The organism is Mycobacterium sp. 3519A, from assembly GCF_900240945.1.
Taxonomy (GTDB): Bacteria; Actinomycetota; Actinomycetes; order Mycobacteriales; family Mycobacteriaceae; genus Mycobacterium.
The window spans coordinates 822,063-839,704 of the sequence record NZ_OESG01000013.1 but is presented as its reverse complement, the minus strand read 5'-3'; the positions used below and the strand labels follow the sequence as shown (position 1 = coordinate 839,704).

Here is a 17,642-nt window from a genome sequence, read left to right as displayed (position 1 = left end):
AAGACAGGCGGAGGTCCGGCGTGCGCAGTTGTCGCTGAGTGCGTCGACCGCACCCCAGCCAGGCCCATCACATCAGGAGAACACCCCATGAGCACCGAAAACACCCTCGACGACCCGAAGGCCAGATGGTCATTCGAGACCAAACAGGTCCACGCAGGCCAGACCCCCGACATCGCGACCAACGCCAGGGCGCTGCCCATCTACCAGACCACGTCGTACACGTTCAACAGCACCGAGCACGCGGCCGCGCTGTTCGGCCTCGCCGAGCCCGGCAACATCTACACCCGGATCATGAACCCGACCCAGGACGTCGTCGAGCAGCGCATCGCCGCGCTCGAGGGCGGGGTCGCCGCGCTGTTCCTGGCCTCCGGCCAGGCTGCCGAGCACTTCGCGATCCTCAACCTCGCCAACGCGGGCGACCACATCGTGTCGAGCCCGCGACTGTACGGCGGCACCTACAACCTCTTCCACTACACGCTGCCGAAGCTCGGCATCGAGGTCAGCTTCGTCGAGGATCCCGACGATCTGGACTCCTGGCGGGCGGCCGTGCGGCCCAACACCAAGGCGTTCTTCGGCGAGACCATCTCCAACCCGCAGAACGACATCCTCGACATCCCCAACGTCGCGGCCGTCGCGCACGACGCCGGTGTACCGCTGATCGTCGACAACACCGTCGCCACCCCGTACCTGGTCCAGCCGCTGGCTCACGGCGCCGACATCGTCGTGCACTCGGCCACCAAGTACCTGGGCGGACACGGCGCGGCGATCGCGGGCGTGATCGTCGACGGCGGCACCTTCGACTGGACCAACGGCAAGTTCCCAGGCTTCACCACCCCGGACCCCAGCTACCACGGTGTGGTGTTCGCCGAACTCGGCCCGCCCGCGTTCGCGCTGAAAGCCCGCGTGCAACTGCTGCGGGATCTCGGTTCGGCCGCCGCGCCGTTCAACGCGTTCCTCGTCGCACAGGGCCTGGAAACGTTGAGCCTGCGTGTTGAGCGGCACGTGGCGAACGCGCAGAAGGTGGCCGAATACCTGGCCGGTCATCCCGATGTCATCTCGGTGAACTACGCCGGGCTGCCGACGTCGCCGTGGTACGAGCTGGGAAAGAAGCTGGCCCCCAAGGGAACCGGCGCGGTGCTGGCTTTCGAGCTGGCCGGTGGCATCGACGCGGGCAAGGCGTTCGTCAACGCGCTGACGCTGCACAGCCACGTCGCCAACATCGGCGACGTGCGGTCGCTGGTGATCCACCCGGCGTCGACCACGCACGCCCAGCTCACTCCTGAGGAGCAGTTGGCCACCGGCGTGACGCCGGGACTGGTCCGCCTCGCGGTCGGCATCGAGGGCATCGACGACATCCTGGCCGACCTCGAACAGGGTTTCGCGGCCGCGAAGCCGTTCAACTCCTCGGGTTCGGCGGACCCCAAAGCGACGGCGGCGTTCTGATGACACTGTCCGAAGTGAGAGTTGACGTGGCACCGCTGCCCGCAGAAGGCGAAGTCGGCCATGTCGACATCGGCACGCTGACGCTGGAGAACGGCGCGGTGATCGACGACGTGACGATCGCGGTGCAGCGGTGGGGCGAGTTGTCGCCAAGCCGCGACAACGTGGTCGTCGTGCTGCACGCGCTGACCGGCGATTCCCACGTCACCGGCCCGACCGGTCCCGGTGACGAGACCGAGGGCTGGTGGGAAGGCGTCGCCGGGCCTGGTGCGCCGATCGACACCAACCGCTGGTGTGCGATCGCCACCAACGTGCTGGGCGGCTTCCGCGGCTCGACGGGCCCGAGTTCTGTTGCGCCGGACGGAAAGCCGTGGGGCTCGCGGTTCCCTCTCGTCTCGGTGCGCGATCAGGTCGAGGCCGATGTGGCCGCGCTGGCTGCGCTCGGCATCACCGAGGTCGCGGCGGTGGTCGGCGGCTCGATGGGCGGCGCGCGGGCGCTGGAGTGGATCGTCGGCTACCCCGACAAGGTCCGCGCCGCGCTGGTGCTGGCGGTCGGCGCGCGCGCGACCGCCGACCAGATCGGCACCCAGAGCACCCAGATCGCGGCCATCAAGTCCGACCCGAACTGGTGCGACGGCGACTACTACGGCACTGGGCGCTCACCCGATGTCGGCATGGAGATCGCGCGACGCTTCGCGCATTTGACGTATCGCGGCGAGGACGAACTCGACGCCAGGTTCGGCAACGATCCGCAGGGCGGCGAGGACCCTTCGACCGGCGGGCGCTACGCGGTGCAGAGCTACCTGGAACACCAGGGCCGCAAATTGCTCAAGCGGTTCGATGCGGGCACCTATGTGGCGCTGTCCGAAGCGCTGTCCAGCCACGACGTGGGCCGCGGCCGCGGCGGCGTCGAAGCGGCCCTGCGCGGCTGCCCCGTGCCCGTCGTCGTCGGTGGCATCACGTCGGACCGGTTGTACCCGATTCGGCTGCAGGAGGAATTGGCGGAGCTGCTGCCCGGTTGTACCGAGCTGAACGTGGTCGACTCCATCTACGGCCACGACGGCTTTCTCTTGGAGACCGAGGCGGTGGGCAAGCTGATTCGTCGAACGTTGGAGTTGGCCGAACGGTGAGCCATTCCAGGCAGCAGCGTTCACTGTCGTTCGGCGCGGAGGCCGCGGCATACGAGCGGGGGCGGCCGTCTTACCCGCCCGAAGCCATCGACTGGCTGCTGCCCGACGGGGCGGTCGACGTGCTCGACCTGGGTGCGGGCACCGGAAAGCTGACCACCCGGCTGGTCGAACGCGGCCTCAATGTCTTCGCCGTGGACCCGATCCCGGAAATGCTGGAGCTGCTGAGCAATTCGCTGCCTGATACGCCTGCGCTGCTTGGCACGGCCGAGGAGATCCCGCTGCCCGACGACAGCGTCGACGCGGTGCTGGTCGCGCAGGCCTGGCATTGGTTCGACCCCGAACTCGCGGCGAAGGAGATCGCCCGCGTGCTGCGGCCTGGCGGCCGGCTTGGCCTGGTGTGGAACACCCGCGACGAACGGCTGGGCTGGGTCAAAGACCTGGGCCGCATCATCGGCCACGAAGAAGACCCGTTGAGCCACAAGGTGACGCTGCCCGCGTCGTTCACCGACGTCGAGCGCCACCACGTCGAGTGGACCAGCTACCTGACGCCGCAGGCGCTGATCGACCTGGTCGCCTCGCGCAGCTACTGCATCACCTCACCGGAGAAGGTGCGCACCCGCACCCTCGAGCAGGTGCGCGAGTTGTTGGCCACCCATCCGGCGCTGGCCAACACCAACGGCCTGGCGCTGCCATACGTCACGGTCGGCATCCGGGCGACACTCGCGTAGTCGCCAACTCGCCGACCCATCGCCGCAGCGCCTCGCGCAACCGCTCGCCGTCATCCGCGTCGAAAGTGTCTGCGGCCCAGGCGACATAGCCGTCAGGCCGGATGAGGATCGCCATCGCGTCGATGTCGGCGGTGGAACCGGTGACGACGTCGACACGGTCGGCCCACTCGTCGGCGGCGTCACCCACACAGCCGGACAGGTCGAGCAGGACGGGACGCCCGCAGTGCAGCAGTTCGGCCACCCGGCGTCCGTCGTCGAGCGTCAGATCGGGCACGAGGCGGCCCGACAGCGGATGCCCGTCGCCGGTGTCGTAGCGGACGTCCGAACCAGCCAGCAGGTGCGCCATGTGCGCGCCGACACCCGGCAACTGCAGTAACTCAGCGAAAAGTGTTCGCAGCGCGGCGATCTCGGGCCCTGGCCGGAACAGCGCGGTCTGCGACAAGGACTGCATCATCACGCGCTCGCCGACCGGGAACCGCTCGCTGTGATACGTGTCGAGCAGGCCGGGAGGGGCCCACCCGTTGACTGCGGCAGCCAGTTTCCAGCCGAGGTTCATGGCGTCCTGCATGCCGAGGTTCAGGCCGGGGCCTCCCATCGCGGAGTGCACGTGCGCCGAGTCGCCGACCAGGAAGATGTTGCCCACCCGGTACCGGTCCGCCTGCCGGGTGTTCTGTCCGGCGATGCGACGCAACGCATGCGGGCCGTCGCCGCGCGGCGGGTCGACGGGCAGGTCGACGCCCAGCACGCGTCGCGCGCTGTCGCGTAACTCGTCCAGCGTCATCGGAGCCGAATCGTCGGCCTGCTGGTTGAACTCGATGGTCCCGACCAGCGGCCTGCCCGGCTCCATCTCGGCGAAGATGATGCCGCCGTTGTTCAGACGGTTATGGCCAAACGGCACGGGACCGAAGCCGGGCACGTCGATTCCGCCTGCGGCGGAATGCATTTCCGGCGGAACACCGACGTGCGCGATCCGGGCCACCATGTCGGACGTATGGCCGGGAAAGTCGATCCCCGCCAGCTTGCGCACGGTGCTGCGGCCACCGTCGGCGCCGACCAGGTAGGTGGCGTCGATCCGGTATGTCTCGTCAGCGGTGGACACGGTGACCGTCACGCCGTCGGAGCGCGGGTCCACCCCGATCAACTCGTGCCCCCATCGCACTTCGACACCCAGGTCCTGTGCGCGTTCGAGCAGAAACCGGACAAGGCGCGGCTGCTGGATCGGCAGACCGTACATCGGGCTGTCCGACATCCCGGTCAACGGCACCCGCATACCGCTGAATATCCACTCGTACATCGGTTTTGGCGGTTCGTCGGACCCGGTGAACCTGTGGTAGAGCCCGCGCATGTCGAGTAGCCGCACCACCTGGCCGATCATGCCGTTGGCCTTGGGTTCGTCGCTGGGCGCGGACAGCCGCTCGAGCACGACGGGCCGCACACCGGCCAGCGCAAGCTCGCACGCCACCATCAAGCCGTTGGGGCCTGCCCCGGAAATGACCACTTGGTTTTCGGACATCGACATCACCTTTCAGGCAGTCCAGCGGCGACATCGGCAAGGCCGCGACGCAGCAACTCGGTATAGGCCACCGGCGGATCGGCGTTGGCGTACGTCTCCATCGCCGTTTCGCCGACCGCCCTGACGACGGCGACGACCAACCGCGGATACATATCGCGCACCGGGTCCAGCCCGGTGCGTTCGGCGACCGCATCGACCCAGTCGGCGAACAGTTCTCGCGTCAGCGCTGCCCGCATGTCCCGCGCCGACAGCAGTTCGCGAATGACGGCCAACTCTGCGGGGGTCGGCCGGACGTCGGTGGCGCCCGCGGCTTCCAGCGGCGCAAGCATCGACTCGGTGATCGCCGACCACAACGGCTCGTCGGCTGGCCGCTGACGAAAGATCGTGAGACTCTGCCGGGTCCGGTCGACCTGGCGGAACGCGACCGCCTCGTACTTGCCCGTGAAGTAGTTGTTGAAAGTACGCAGCGATACGCCGGCCCGGTTGGCGATGTCTTCGCGGGTGACGTTCTCGAGCCCCCGCTCGAGCGCGAGCTCCAACGCGGCATTGCTGAGCGCCCAGCGGGTGCCGAGCTTCTTGCGCTCACGCAGTCCCATGGTCACTCAGCCAGGCTAACTGAATCCTGCATAATAGGCAAAATTGCCCAGTGGGCAAACTTTGGAACTCCAAGGATTCGCCAAGCGCCCGAGCGCACGCTGTGATCACCAACACACACAGGGGGTTCTCATGAAACGACAAATCGCAGGCCTGGCAGCCGCGGCACTCGTGTCGGCTGGGATGAGTCTGGCGGCGCTCGGCCTCGGTGCCGGTATCGCCCAAGCGGAGACCTGGTGTCCGGGCCAGCCCGTCCCAGGAGGCTTCGTCGAGGTTGACTGGGACTGGACGGTCTGCCACAACTACTACGCGATGTCCCGCGGGTATCCGCCCCAGATCGTTGGATTGAAGGTCCAAGACGGCGCCATCGGCGGCAGCTGGCGTTTGGTCGCAGGCGAGGACACCAACGTCACATGCCAGTTCCTGGGGTGCCCCCGGCCATAATGGCTATTTCGCACAGAATGGCTAGTATGGCCACATGGCGACCTTGACATTCCGAAACCGCGACGGCGAGCTGGTCGACGTCCCGACCGTCGCCGCCACCCGCTTCAAGAACGAGTTCGGCACGATCTTCGAGCAGGCCTCCCTCGGCGGCGCGGTGGCGATCACCAAGCACAACACTCCGAAGGCGGTGTTGTTGTCCTACGCGGAATTCGAGGCGCTGACAAAGGCCAGCACGCCCGCCCTCGACGACCTGTCCGAGGATTTCGACCGGCTGCTGGAGAAGATGCAGACGCCGAAAGCCAGGTCGGCGATGGCGTCGGCGTTCGACGCGTCACCGGAACAACTGGGCCGCGCCGCGGTCAAGGCAGCCCGCGCCAAGCGCTGACCGCACCGCATGGCCCGCAAGGCCCCAGCTCCGCGCCTCTACGTCCTGGCCGGCGTCAACGGCGCGGGTAAGAGCAGCATCGGCGGCGCCATGATTCGCGCGTCGGGCGCCGACTATTTCAATCCCGACGAAGCGGCGCGCCAGTTGATGGCCACGAACCCGGGACTCGACCAGGTGCAGGCGAATGCGACGGCCTGGCATCAGGGCCGGCGCCTGCTCGAGCGGGCGATCCTGGAGCGCAAGGACTTTGCCTTCGAGTCCACGCTTGGCGGCGCCACCATGCCGCGCCTGCTCGCCGAGGCGGCGTCGCAGGGCTTCGAGGTCCGCGTCTTCTACGTCGGCTTGGCCAGCCCGGAGTTGCACATCGAACGGGTCCGCCACCGGGTGCAGGCCGGCGGTCACGACATCCCGGAATCCAGCATCCGCCGCCGCTGGCGGCACAGCAGACTGAACCTGATCGAGTTGCTGCCGCATCTGACCGAATTGAAGGTCTACGACAACTCCGCCGACGCCGACCCCGCCGCGGGACGCGCGCCGCGACCGGTGTTGGTGTTGCACCTCGACCACGGTGCAATCGAAGGCCCGCAGGATCTTTCGCAGACGCCGGAGTGGGCCAAGCCGATCGTCGCGGCCGCACTGAAATTGAGTTGAGTGGCCACTTATGACACGGAAACCGCGAAAAAGCGTGCCATAACAGGCCATTCGACGCTGAGAAGCTAGCTGGTGCCCAGCGGGTCGATCGTCCACGCGACGTAGAGCATCGCCGCGCTGACCGACGCGGTCGTGACGAAGTCGATGGTCCTGCTGCGCACCGCGAGCAGCCCCACCCGGTCTTCGGGCAGCGCCAGCCGGAACGCCGCCGCGACGCCGACACCGATGGCGAGCACCAGCGCCCCGCGTCGCCAATAACCCGCGACCACCAGACCGAACGCCGCGATGATGATCACGCCGACGAGCAGGATCGGCCACTGCCCGCCAAACACCTTGCGGGTGAACTCTTTCAGGGTCACTTGGCCAAGGCTTCGGCGCGCTCGACGACGTTGGTCAGCAGGAACGCCCGCGTCAGCGGGCCCACCCCGCCCGGATTGGGCGATACATGACCCGCGACTTCCCACACGTCGGGATGCACGTCGCCGACGAGCTTGCCTTCCGCGTCGCGCGACACCCCGACGTCGACCACGGCGGCCCCTGGCCGCACCATCTCGGCGGTCACCATGTGTGGCATCCCGGCCGCGGCGATGATGATGTCGGCCTCGCGCGCCAGCTCAGGGAGATGCCGAGTTGCGGTGTGGCACAACGTCACCGTCGCATTCTCCGACCGGCGCGTCAGCAACAGGCCGAGCGGCCTGCCGACCGTGACGCCGCGCCCGATCACCACCACCTGGGCGCCCGCGATCTCCACCTCGTAGCGGCGCAACAGGTGCACGATACCGCGCGGTGTGCACGGCAACGGCGCTGGCTCGTTGAGAACCAGCCTGCCGAGGTTGGTCGGATGCAGTCCGTCGGCGTCCTTGCCCGGGTCGACACGCTCCAGCGCGGCGTTCTCGTTGAGATGTTTGGGCAGCGGCAACTGGACGATGTACCCGGTGCACTCCGGGTTGGCGTTGAGTTCGTCGATGGTCTCGTCGAGCTTGGCCTGGCTGATGTCGGCGGGCAGGTCGCGCCGGATCGAGTTGATGCCGACCTTCGCGCAGTCGGCGTGCTTACCGCGCACATAGGCCTGCGATCCGGGGTCGTCGCCGACCAGAACCGTGCCCAGTCCGGGCGTCCTGCCTGCCGCGGTCAGGGCCGCAACCCGATGTTTGAGGTCGACGAAGATCTCGTCGCGCGTGGCCTTACCGTCCAGTGTGATCGCACCCACGGATCACATTGTGGCAGGCTCCCCTGCATGAACACTCAGCCCAATGTGTTCACCCCGGCCAAACTCGGCCCGGTGACGCTGCGCAATCGGATCATCAAGGCCGCGACGTTCGAGGCGTCGACGCCGAACGCGCTCGTCACCGACGACCTGATCACCTATCACCGATTGCCCGCCGCGGGCGGCGTCGGCATGACGACGGTGGCGTACCTGGCCGTGTCCAAGGGTGGGCGCACCGAGGGCAACGCCGTCTGGTGGCGACCCGAGGCCCTGCCGGGATTGAAGAAGCTGACCGAGGCCATCCACGCCGAGGGCGCCGCGATCAGCGCGCAGATCGGCCATGCCGGCCCGGTCGCCAACGCCCGCTCCACGCAGGCGCCCGCGTACGCGCCGGTGCGGTTCTTCAACCCGCTGTCGATGCGCTTCGCCAGGAAGGCCACCCGCGACGACATCGCCGACATCATCAAAGCGCACGCCGACGCCGCCCGCTACGCCATCGACTGCGGCTTCGACGCGGTCGAAATCCATCTGGGCCACAACTACTTCGCCAGCTCGTTCCTCAGCCCGCTGATCAACCGGCGCTCCGACGAATTCGGCGGCTCACTCGAGAACCGGGCCAAGGTGGCGCGCGGCCTGGTGACCGCGGTCCGCCGCGTCGTCAAGGACCAGATCGCGGTGACCGCGAAGCTCAACATGGCCGACGGCGTGCGCGGCGGCATCTCGACCGACGAGTCGCTGCAGACGGCCAAGTGGCTCGAAGAAGACGGCGGCCTCGACGCCATCGAACTGACCGCGGGCAGCTCACTGGTCAACCCGATGTACCTGTTCCGCGGCGGCGCGCCGGTCAAGGAGTTCGCCGGCGCGTTCAAGCCGCCGCTGCGGTGGGGCATCCGGATGGCCGGCAAGAAGTTCTTCCGCGAGTACCCATATCGCGAGGCGTACCTGTTGCGCGACGCCAAGCTGTTCCGCGCCGAACTGAAGATGCCGCTGATCCTGCTCGGCGGCATCACCAACCGGGAGACCATGGACCTCGCGATGGCAGAAGGGTTCGACTTCGTCGCGATGGGTCGCGCGCTGTTGGCCGAACCCGATCTGATCAACAGGATCCAGGCCGACAGCGCGGTGCGCTCGGCGTGCACGCACTGCAACATCTGCATGTCGACGATCTACAGCCACACCCACTGCGTGGTGACCGGATCACCGGACTGGCTGCTGCCGCTGCGATGAGTCCGCGGCCCGCGCCAGGTCTACCTCGACATGGGACTCATTCAGATCGAACTGTTCGCCACCCTCGACTTCGTCGGCCAAGCGCCCGGCGGCCCTGACGAGGACCCGGCGGGCTTCCCGTTCGGCGGCTGGCAGGCGCCACTGATCGACGACGCCGTCGGCGCCCAGATCGACGCCGCCTACCAGGGCACCGATGCGCTGCTGCTGGGCAGGCGGACCTACGACATCTTCGCCGCCTACTGGCCGCATCAGGACGACGAGTTCGGCACCCTGTTCAATCGCGTCCCGAAGTACGTGGCCTCCCGCGGCACGCCCGACCTCGCGTGGGCCGGGTCGACGCAACTCGGCCCGGATCTGGCCGCCGCGGTGCGCGAGATCCGTGACCGGCACGAGCAGGTGCGGGTGGTCGGCAGCCTGAATCTGGTGCAGACCCTGTTGCGGGAGAAGCTCTTCGACCGCCTCGACCTCTGGGTGCACCCGATCGTCCTCGGCGTCGGCAAGAAGGTGTTCGACGGCGGCGCGGTGCCCACCAACCTCACCCTGCTCGAACCGCCGGCCGCCAGCGCGAAGGGCACCGTGTTCCTGCGCTACGCACTCGCCGACGGCGTCCCCGCAACCGGTGACATGAGCGCGCCCGATCGCCTATCCGCCGACGGGTAGTCGCGGCTCGACGAACGCGACCATCGGCTCCTTGCGGATCACCCATCCCCAGCCCTGCAGGATCATCAGTTCCTTCGGCGAGAAGATGTAGGTGAAGTTGGCGTTGCGCGCCACGTACTTGCCTGCCAGCATCACGGCGCCGGGCACCTTGAGCGCGTAGTCGTCCTTGACGCGCATCCCGCGGTATTCGTAGTGGCCGCTGTCGTCGACGCAGATCGCGACCAGCGACTGTTCGGTGCGTCCGAGGGCCAGGGCGGATTTCGGCGCGTCGCACCTGGCCGCCTTGTCGATGAAGCCGCGGTCGTCGGTGCCGATGGCGCCGCCCGGCTCCGCACTCGCCGTCGCCGGCGGGACGATCAGCGCCGCGCACACCAGCAGCACCGCTCGTCCCAGTTTGCCGTGCCGCCATGCGGTGGCTTTCACAGACCGCATGCCTCAGCAGATCACGAATGCAAGCGCGGGGCCGCTCGACGCGCCGTAGCGAAGTCGAAAAGTTAACCAGCCGGTATCAGCGCCCGCGCGCACTGCTCGACGATCTCCTCGGCGCTCGCGGGGTCCACTCCCATTGCAACGGCGCAACGGCTCTACGATGCGATGGCTCACGCCGACGGCGAAGCTCTATTCGGTTTGCTCACAGACGATTTCGTCGGCACGGTGAGTGCAGGCATGCCGCACGGGGTCGGCGGTGAGCACCGCGGCGCTGCCGACATGATCGTCAGCGTGTGGGGGCGCATCGCCACCGAGTACGACATCCACGTCGATCCGCAGGAGTACCTGTGCGTCGACGACGAGCGCGTCGTGGTGCTCGGCCGGTACCGGGGCACGGCCCGCGACGGGGGCTCCGCCGTCGACGCCACCTTCGCCCACGTCATCACCACACGGGGCCGGCGGATCGCCGCGCTGCAACAGATCACCGACACCGCCCGGTGGCGCGTCGGCGTGGCGTCCTGACGCGCCAGCAGACCAGCACCGCATTCGGCCGCAACCCCGATAGAGTCGGTCCCGATGAGCCGACCTAATCCGCCCGCGCTGACCGTTCGGTACGAGGGCTCCACGCGAACGTTCGCGCCCGGCAACGATGTCGTCGTCGGCCGCGATCTGCGCGCCGACGTCCGTGTGGGCAACCCGCTGATCTCGCGCGCGCACCTGGTGCTGCGGTTCGACCAGGGCCGGTGGGTCGCGATCGACAACGGCAGCCTCAACGGCCTGTACGCCAATGGCCGCCGGGTGCCGACCGCCGACATCCACGACGGCATGCAGGTCAACGTCGGCAATCCCGACGGTCCGGCGCTGACGTTCGAGGTTGGCAGGCATCAGGGTTCGGCGGGGACACCGCTGCAGACCACGTCGGTGCCCGTCGCGCCGCGGCCCGCTCCCAACTACCCGCCGCAGGGGCCGACGACGCGGCCGCCCACCGCGGTTCCGCCGCACCAGCCGATGTATCCGTCGGGAACGCAGGCGCGCTATCCGTCGGCTCCGCAGTCATATCCGAGCGGTCCGTCGCAGCCGGTCCGCAGGCCTGCCCCGGTGTCGCAGGCGTCGATCGCCTCCCCCGATCTGGAGTCGGTCACCCAGTTGGGGCCGACGGCGGCACCACGCACCAGCGAGGGCAACCTCGCGACGAGCATGCTCAAGATCCTGCGGCCGGGGGGCGCCCCGAAGGCGCCGCCGGGGTCGATCAAGATCGGCCGGGCCACCGACAACGACATCGTGATTCCCGACGTGCTGGCGTCGCGTCATCACGCGACCCTGGTGTCCACCCCGAGCGGCACCGAGATCGTCGACAACCGCAGCATCAACGGCACATTCGTCAACGGCGCCCGCGTCGACTCGGCGGTGCTGCACGAGGGCGACACCGTCACCATCGGCAACATCGACATGGTGTTCCGTGGCGGAACCCTGGTGCGCCGCACGGAGACCGAGGCCGCGACCCGCACCGGCGGCCTGGAGGTGCACGGCGTCACGTGGACCATCGAGGGCAACAAGACGCTGCTGAACAACATCTCGATGTCGGCGCGGCCGGGCACGTTGACCGCGGTGATCGGGCCGTCGGGTGCGGGCAAGTCGACGTTCGCGCGTCTGGTGGCCGGGTACACCCACCCGACGACGGGCACGGTGTCGTTCGAGGGCCATGACGTGCACGCCGAGTACGCGTCGCTGCGGTCCAGGATCGGGATGGTGCCGCAGGACGACGTGGTACACGGCCAGCTGACCGTCCGGCAGGCGCTGATGTACGCCGCCGAACTGCGGCTGCCGCCGGACACCAACAAGGCCGACCGCGAACAGGTGGTCAACGAGGTGCTCGAGGAACTCGAGATGACCAAACACCTCGACACCCGCGTGGACAAGCTGTCGGGCGGGCAGCGCAAGCGCGCGTCGGTGGCGCTGGAGTTGCTCACCGGCCCGTCGCTGCTGATCCTCGACGAGCCGACCTCCGGCCTGGACCCGGCGCTGGACCGTCAGGTGATGACGATGCTGCGCCAACTCGCCGACGCGGGCCGTGTGGTGCTGGTGGTCACGCACTCGTTGACGTACCTGGACGTGTGCGACCAGGTGCTGCTGTTGGCGCCCGGCGGCATGACGGCGTTCTACGGTCCGCCCAGCCAGATCGGCCCGTCGATGGGCACCACCAATTGGGCGGACATCTTCAGCACCGTCGCGGGCGATCCGGACTCCGCGAACCAACGCTTCCTCGCGCAGCACGGTCCGCCGCCACCACCGCCGCCCGCCCAGAAACCGACCGATCTCGGCCAGCCGACGAAAACCAGTCTGCGACGGCAGTTTTCGACGATCGCGCGGCGCCAGATGCGCCTGATCGTGTCCGACCGCGGGTACTTCGTCTTCCTGGCGTTCCTGCCGTTCATCATGGGTGTGCTGTCGCTTTCGGTGCCCGGCGACGTCGGCTTCGGTGTGCCCGTACCGGCGATCAAGGGCGGTGAGGCGCCCAACGAGCCGGGGCAGATCCTGGTGCTGCTCAACGTCGGCGCGATCTTCATGGGCACCGCATTGACTATCCGCGCGCTGATCGGCGAGCGGGCGATCTTCCTGCGCGAGCAGGCAGTTGGGCTGTCCACGACCGCGTACATCCTGGCCAAGGTGTTCGTGTTCGCCGGATTCGCGTTGCTGCAGTCCGCGATCGTGGTCGGCATCAACGTGTGGGGCAAGAAGTGGGGTCCCGGGGCCACCGAACACGGCGCGGTGATACCGCCACGCACGCTGGAGTTGTACGTCGACGTGGCGGCCTGCTGTGTGGCGGCGGCGATGACGGGCCTGGCGCTCTCGGCGCTGGCCAAGTCGAACGAGCAGATCATGCCACTGCTGGTCATCGCGATCATGTCGCAGTTGGTGTTCCAGGGCGGCATGATCCCGGTGACCGGCCGCATCGTGTTGGACCAGTTGTCGTGGATCACGCCTGCCCGTTGGGGTTTCGCCAGCACCGCGTCGACGATCGACCTGTTGCGACTAGTGCCCGGTCCACTCACACCACAGGATTCGCATTGGCGGCACACGCCGGGCGCGTGGTGGTTCAACATGGCGATGCTCGCAGCGATCTGTGTGGGCTACGTCAGCTTCGTGCGGTGGAAGATCCGCCTCAAGGGCGGCTGAGTTTTCGCTGCTGCCTCGCGGACATGTCGTCGCGGGGTGCGAGCATCCCGGCATGCGGCAGGTGTTTCTCGGCAGCGAGGCGATGGCAGCGGGGGAGCTGACCGAGCACGAGTTGCGGTTCTGGCATCAGCGGATGTTTCGCGACGTGTACGTCCCGAAGCGGCATCAGGTGACGCTGCTCGACCGGATCGAGGGCGCGTGGTTGCGATCCGGCCGCCACGGCGTCATCGCGGGAGTGGCGGCCTCTGCGTTGCACGGCGCGCAGTGGGTTGACGTCGACATCCCGATCGAGTTGATCTGGAACAGAAGCCGCTCCCCCGCCGGGCTCGTGGCTCGCGACGAGAAACTGGCCGACGACGAGATCACCAAGGTGGCAGGCGTGCCGGTGACGACGCGGGCTCGGACGGCGTTCGACCTGGGCCGCTATCTGCCGCGGGGCGAGGCCGTCGCGCGACTCGACGCCCTGATGCACTCGCAGGTCTTCTCGACCGAGGACGTGTTGGTGCTGGCCAAGCGATACCGAGGCGCACGCGGCCTGAAGGCACTGCGCGCTGTGCTCCCGTTCGTCGACGGCGGCGCCGCGTCGCTGCAGGAATCCTGGCTGCGATTGCTCTACATCGACGCCGGATTGCCAAGGCCGACAACGCAAATACCCATCGTCGAGGGGCGCGGCCGCCTGGTTCGGATGGCCGACATGGGATGGGAGGACTTCTTCGTGGTATCGGAGTACGACGGAGAACTACATCAAACCAACCGTCGCAAGTACGTCAACGACATCAACTCGCTGCGCAGAGCGCGGGCTCTCGGCTGGATTGTCGACCAAGTCGTCAAGGAAGACAGGCCCGACGACATCGTCGAGCGGGCGCGCAGGGCGTTGGTATCCCGCGGTTGGCGCCCGTCGTCCGCGAAACTGTAGTTACCGTGCGACCCACTCGCACTTTCCCGCGATAACTACAGCCTCGCGGCAAGGACGGCTACAGGCCTGGCTGGTCTTCGATGATGCCGAGCCAGACTTGGGCTGCGTCGATGGCCACCTTCTCGCTGATGAAGGCGTGCTGCGTTCCAGTGTAGAGATCGCGGAAGGCCCGCTCCAGGCGACTGCCCTCGCGGATCGAACTGGTGCCCGCGACAAGGTGCGCCCACTCGCCGCACGCGCGTGCGACGTCGGTGGCGTAGACGGCGGCCACCCGCATATCCGCGCGCAACGCCGGCGTCAGTTCCTCCCCCGCGGCGACGGCCGCCTCGGCGGTCGTGAACGCGTCGAGCACCAGCAGCCGGGCGGCCCGCCACGATGCGACGTGATGCGCCAACCCTTTCTGGAACGTCGGCCGACTGGCCAGCGAGGCCATGTCGCTCATCCGGAACTTCGTGGCGGCCAACTCCTCGACGTCGTCGAGCATGCTCTTGGCCACCCCCAGCGCCCACGACGCGTGCCCCGCTGCGGTGACGGGCATCAGCCCCATCCTGGTCGCGGGCGACGAACCGCGGTGCGGTTCACGGGCGAACAATGCAAACGTCCGGTACCCCGGCACGAAGACGTCCGCGGCGTTGTAGTCGTAGGACCCGGTTCCCTTGAGTCCCTGGACAAACCAGCCGTCGGTGAAAGTGACGTCTGAGCGCGGCACGATCGCCACCTGCATATCCGGTAGGCTCTCGCTGACCCAGCGGACCTCGCCGTCGTCCATCGGCATGAAGCCGGCCGCGATGTACTCCGCATGCCCGGTGCCCGAGCCGAAGCTCCACGACCCGGTCAACCGGTAGCCGCCGTCCACCGCGTGCCCCTGGCCGTTGGGGAAGAACTGCCCGCCCATCGTGATGCGGTTGTCGTTGGCGGTGAACACCTCGGCGAAGCCCTCGTCGGGCAGATACGACGCCGCGGCGAACGTCGACGGCAGGTTAGCGATCCCACACCAGCCGAATGAGCCGTCCTGCCAAGCCATTTCGATCCACGTCTCGATCATCTCGGCGAACGACGGCTCGACTCCGCCCGCGGCGACGGGGTTGAACGACGTCATCAGTCCGCTGGCCCACATCTGCTCGACGATCCCTGGCGTCAAGGTGCGCAGTCGCTCCGACTCCTCGGCCTCGGCCATCACCACTTCGCGCATACCGCGGGCCCGCGCCACAACCTGACTTCCCATGGTCGATGACCGTACGCGGTAGCTGCTGCGGTCACGGTTGATTGCCGACGATGTCGAGACCGAGGAATTCGGGCGCCTTGATGACGCGACGCAGCATGAACCGAATGAACGCCGGCATGTCGGAAGCGTTCTCATCGCGGTACAGCCGCGGAGCCCCGAGCTGGTAGCGCCGTCGTCGGCTCTCGAGTTCGCAGCCACCCGCGGCGAGAACGTTGCGCACCCAGTCCGCGTCGGGCCCATAGGTCAACGCGATCACATATCCGTTGCCACGCCGGAAGGCCCACAGCGGCGTCCGGAACGTCCTGCCGGACTTCCGCCCGCGATGTATGACGACCGCCCATCCCGGCGCCCACGGAGCGACGAACTTGGTGAGGCGGTTCAGCCCGACTTTGTTGGCCTTGGCGACCCATCGAGGTGCTGGCATATCGAAAACTCCTCACTTGTGGAATTTCGGTTTTCACGCTAACTCGGCGCCGCGGGGAAAGTCAACGACTGTAGAATTTCAGCACCATGGCCCGGATCGGACGACCGCGCGGCAAGACGGATACCCGCAACGTGATACTCGCGGCCGCGCGCCGCCTGTTCGCCGATGCCGGTTACGACAAGACCTCGGTACGCGACGTCGCCGCGGCCGCGGGCGTCGACCCCGCCATGATCCGGCACTACTTCGGCAGCAAGGCCGAACTGTTCCGGGCGACGATGGGTTGGCCGTTCGAGCCTGCGGCGATCGCTGCCCGAGTCACCGGCGGCGCTCGACGCGACATCGGCGTACGGCTGACCCGGGTGTTCTTCGAGGCGTGGGAGCAGCCGGAGTCACGCGCGCCGCTGCTCGCCATCCTTCGCGGGGCGGCCACCCATGACGAGTCCGCGCACCTGGTCCGCCAGTTCATCCAGGGACAGGTGTATTCAGAGATCGCGGGGAGCCTTGCTCAACCCGACGCTGAGCTTCGGATCGATCTCGCGATGGGCCAACTGCTGGGCATCGCCTATCTGCGCCACATCCTGCGGGTGGAACCGATCGCATCGACGCCGGTGGACGTCCTCATCGAACGGGTCGCGCCGGTGATCGCCGCCCATCTGAGCGGGGTCAGGTAACGGAGGGCGTGACGGACACCGCCGAATCGACGGTGAATCTCACCCCCCGCCCGACATCCCATTCGACCGCTGCGGTGCCCGACACGTGAAGCCTTGCGCCACTGTCGAAATCGATGAACAACAATGCTGCCGTCGGATCGACCTCGATGTTGCCGAAGCTGTTGAACATGTTGTTGCCCGGGTAGTCCGGCCACCACAACGCACCGTCCTCGACGCGGACGAAACCGGCCGGGCCGCCGCGATGCGACGCATCGGCGCCCCTGGTCGGATGAACGGTGCCGAGGAAGAACGTGTCGGCGTGTGCGATCAGCGCGACGTGCTCGGCAGTGAGGTGGTCCAAACGCTCGGCCCCGCCGGCGCCCCGCTCGACGTGGTCGAGGTGACGCGGATGAATGTACTTGGGGCAGTTGCCGAATGCCTGGTCGACGAACAGTTCCATACCGTCGGGATCCGAGCGGATCAGGGTGCCGTTCACGCGAACCCTTCGCCTGATGGCGAATTCGATGGCGAGCATCCCGACGGGTTGCCCCGCAGGCAGGCCGTGCAACGGATCACCGCTACCCGGCGTGGTGCCGACGCGCAGCGTGCGGTCGTGTGCCTGTAGGAATCCGGGCGCCGCGAACAGCGGCGAAACCCACAGTCGGCCGTCGACGTCGCGCGCGGTGATGACGGCGAAGTCGCGATCGGCCAGGAAGTTGCTGATGCCGCCGTTGAGATCGGGCACGGCCAGCATCGCGCCACCGAGGCGCGCCGCCTGGGCACGCACGCCTGCACGCTCCTGCACGGCGAGTTCGCCGTCGTGGAAACCTTGGTCGGCCATG

Annotated in this window: 20 protein-coding genes; 12 read left to right on the top strand and 8 right to left on the bottom strand. The window is 67.8% G+C overall.

Translation table 11 applies throughout. The features are described from left to right. Window positions 1-87 precede the first annotated feature (87 nt). The 3 genes from C1A30_RS11910 to C1A30_RS11900 are packed head-to-tail and all read left to right on the top strand — an operon-like array spanning window position 88 to window position 3,298. A complete protein-coding gene (locus tag C1A30_RS11910; RefSeq protein ID WP_101948524.1) occupies window positions 88-1,443 on the top strand; it encodes a bifunctional o-acetylhomoserine/o-acetylserine sulfhydrylase in 1,356 nt (451 codons plus the stop codon). Further along, the gene (locus tag C1A30_RS11905; protein ID WP_101948523.1) at window positions 1,443-2,570 is read left to right on the top strand and encodes a homoserine O-acetyltransferase; all 1,128 of its coding nucleotides are present in this window, start codon (window positions 1,443-1,445) and stop codon (window positions 2,568-2,570) included. The genes C1A30_RS11910 and C1A30_RS11905 overlap by 1 nt, the downstream gene beginning before the upstream one ends. Next, complete coding sequence (locus C1A30_RS11900; protein ID WP_101948522.1) at window positions 2,567-3,298, top strand: class I SAM-dependent methyltransferase; 732 nt, start codon at window positions 2,567-2,569, stop codon at window positions 3,296-3,298. Before C1A30_RS11905 ends, C1A30_RS11900 begins: the two co-directional genes overlap by 4 nt. Here C1A30_RS11900 and C1A30_RS11895 read toward each other — a convergent pair. Together C1A30_RS11895 and C1A30_RS11890 are read right to left on the bottom strand one after the other, a co-directional pair. Beyond that, on the bottom strand, window positions 3,267-4,817 hold the full coding sequence (locus tag C1A30_RS11895) for an FAD-dependent oxidoreductase (RefSeq protein WP_369974121.1): 1,551 nt from the start codon (window positions 4,815-4,817) through the stop codon (window positions 3,267-3,269). The genes C1A30_RS11900 and C1A30_RS11895 overlap by 32 nt on opposite strands. Beyond that, window positions 4,817-5,407, bottom strand: coding sequence for a TetR/AcrR family transcriptional regulator (locus C1A30_RS11890; protein WP_101950140.1), 591 nt, complete (start codon window positions 5,405-5,407; stop codon window positions 4,817-4,819). The genes C1A30_RS11895 and C1A30_RS11890 overlap by 1 nt, the downstream gene beginning before the upstream one ends. Window positions 5,408-5,537: 130 nt before the next feature. Between C1A30_RS11890 and C1A30_RS11885 the strand changes: the two genes are divergently transcribed. Genes C1A30_RS11885 through C1A30_RS11875 form a run of 3 tightly spaced genes read left to right on the top strand, consistent with a single transcriptional unit; the run spans window position 5,538 to window position 6,885 of the window. Beyond that, complete coding sequence (locus C1A30_RS11885) at window positions 5,538-5,849, top strand: hypothetical protein (RefSeq protein WP_142392593.1); 312 nt, start codon at window positions 5,538-5,540, stop codon at window positions 5,847-5,849. 34 nt (window positions 5,850-5,883) lie between these two features. Continuing rightward, on the top strand, window positions 5,884-6,234 hold the full coding sequence (locus tag C1A30_RS11880) for a type II toxin-antitoxin system prevent-host-death family antitoxin (RefSeq protein WP_101948520.1): 351 nt from the start codon (window positions 5,884-5,886) through the stop codon (window positions 6,232-6,234). 9 nt (window positions 6,235-6,243) lie between these two features. After that, on the top strand, window positions 6,244-6,885 hold the full coding sequence (locus C1A30_RS11875; RefSeq protein WP_101948519.1) for a zeta toxin family protein: 642 nt from the start codon (window positions 6,244-6,246) through the stop codon (window positions 6,883-6,885). Window positions 6,886-6,950: 65 nt separating this feature from the next. Here C1A30_RS11875 and C1A30_RS11870 read toward each other — a convergent pair whose 3' ends face one another. After that, entirely contained in the window at window positions 6,951-7,244 is a 294-nt protein-coding gene (locus C1A30_RS11870; protein ID WP_101948518.1) for a DUF3017 domain-containing protein, read from the bottom strand. After that, the gene (locus C1A30_RS11865; protein ID WP_101948517.1) at window positions 7,241-8,095 is read right to left on the bottom strand and encodes a bifunctional methylenetetrahydrofolate dehydrogenase/methenyltetrahydrofolate cyclohydrolase; all 855 of its coding nucleotides are present in this window, start codon (window positions 8,093-8,095) and stop codon (window positions 7,241-7,243) included. The genes C1A30_RS11870 and C1A30_RS11865 overlap by 4 nt, the downstream gene beginning before the upstream one ends. 27 nt (window positions 8,096-8,122) lie before the next feature. Between C1A30_RS11865 and C1A30_RS11860 the strand changes: the two genes are divergently transcribed. Both C1A30_RS11860 and C1A30_RS11855 read left to right on the top strand, forming a co-directional pair. Next, on the top strand, window positions 8,123-9,319 hold the full coding sequence (locus C1A30_RS11860; protein WP_101948516.1) for an NADH:flavin oxidoreductase: 1,197 nt from the start codon (window positions 8,123-8,125) through the stop codon (window positions 9,317-9,319). Between the two features lie 30 nt (window positions 9,320-9,349). Then, window positions 9,350-9,979 carry a dihydrofolate reductase family protein gene (locus tag C1A30_RS11855; protein ID WP_101948515.1) on the top strand — a complete coding sequence of 210 codons (630 nt, stop codon included), beginning with the start codon at window positions 9,350-9,352 and terminating at the stop codon, window positions 9,977-9,979. Here C1A30_RS11855 and C1A30_RS11850 read toward each other — a convergent pair. Next, window positions 9,962-10,411, bottom strand: a complete 450-nt coding sequence (locus C1A30_RS11850; protein WP_101948514.1) for a hypothetical protein — start codon at window positions 10,409-10,411, stop codon at window positions 9,962-9,964. The two genes, C1A30_RS11855 and C1A30_RS11850, sit on opposite strands and share 18 nt — an antisense overlap. 75 nt (window positions 10,412-10,486) lie before the next feature. Between C1A30_RS11850 and C1A30_RS11845 the strand changes: the two genes are divergently transcribed. Genes C1A30_RS11845 through C1A30_RS11835 form a run of 3 tightly spaced genes read left to right on the top strand, consistent with a single transcriptional unit; the run spans window position 10,487 to window position 14,501 of the window. Further along, window positions 10,487-10,930: a nuclear transport factor 2 family protein gene (locus C1A30_RS11845; RefSeq protein WP_369974153.1), complete on the top strand. Its 444-nt coding sequence runs from the start codon at window positions 10,487-10,489 to the stop codon at window positions 10,928-10,930. Between the two features lie 54 nt (window positions 10,931-10,984). Continuing rightward, window positions 10,985-13,585 (top strand): FHA domain-containing protein, encoded by a 2,601-nt coding sequence (locus tag C1A30_RS11840; RefSeq protein ID WP_101948512.1) that lies wholly within the window; start codon window positions 10,985-10,987, stop codon window positions 13,583-13,585. Between the two features lie 52 nt (window positions 13,586-13,637). Beyond that, entirely contained in the window at window positions 13,638-14,501 is an 864-nt protein-coding gene (locus C1A30_RS11835) for a hypothetical protein (protein WP_101948511.1), read from the top strand. 58 nt (window positions 14,502-14,559) lie between these two features. Here the strand turns inward: C1A30_RS11835 and C1A30_RS11830 are convergent, their stop codons facing one another. Both C1A30_RS11830 and C1A30_RS11825 read right to left on the bottom strand, forming a co-directional pair. Next, window positions 14,560-15,726 (bottom strand): acyl-CoA dehydrogenase family protein, encoded by a 1,167-nt coding sequence (locus C1A30_RS11830; RefSeq protein WP_101948510.1) that lies wholly within the window; start codon window positions 15,724-15,726, stop codon window positions 14,560-14,562. A 31-nt stretch (window positions 15,727-15,757) separates the two neighbouring features. After that, complete coding sequence (locus C1A30_RS11825; RefSeq protein ID WP_101948509.1) at window positions 15,758-16,150, bottom strand: nitroreductase family deazaflavin-dependent oxidoreductase; 393 nt, start codon at window positions 16,148-16,150, stop codon at window positions 15,758-15,760. Between the two features lie 86 nt (window positions 16,151-16,236). Here C1A30_RS11825 and C1A30_RS11820 point away from each other — a divergent pair, with 86 nt between their 5' ends. Beyond that, window positions 16,237-16,821, top strand: coding sequence for a TetR family transcriptional regulator (locus C1A30_RS11820; RefSeq protein WP_101948508.1), 585 nt, complete (start codon window positions 16,237-16,239; stop codon window positions 16,819-16,821). Here the strand turns inward: C1A30_RS11820 and C1A30_RS11815 are convergent. Beyond that, entirely contained in the window at window positions 16,814-17,641 is an 828-nt protein-coding gene (locus C1A30_RS11815; protein ID WP_101948507.1) for a pyridoxamine 5'-phosphate oxidase family protein, read from the bottom strand. The two genes, C1A30_RS11820 and C1A30_RS11815, sit on opposite strands and share 8 nt — an antisense overlap. Window position 17,642 lies beyond the last annotated feature (1 nt).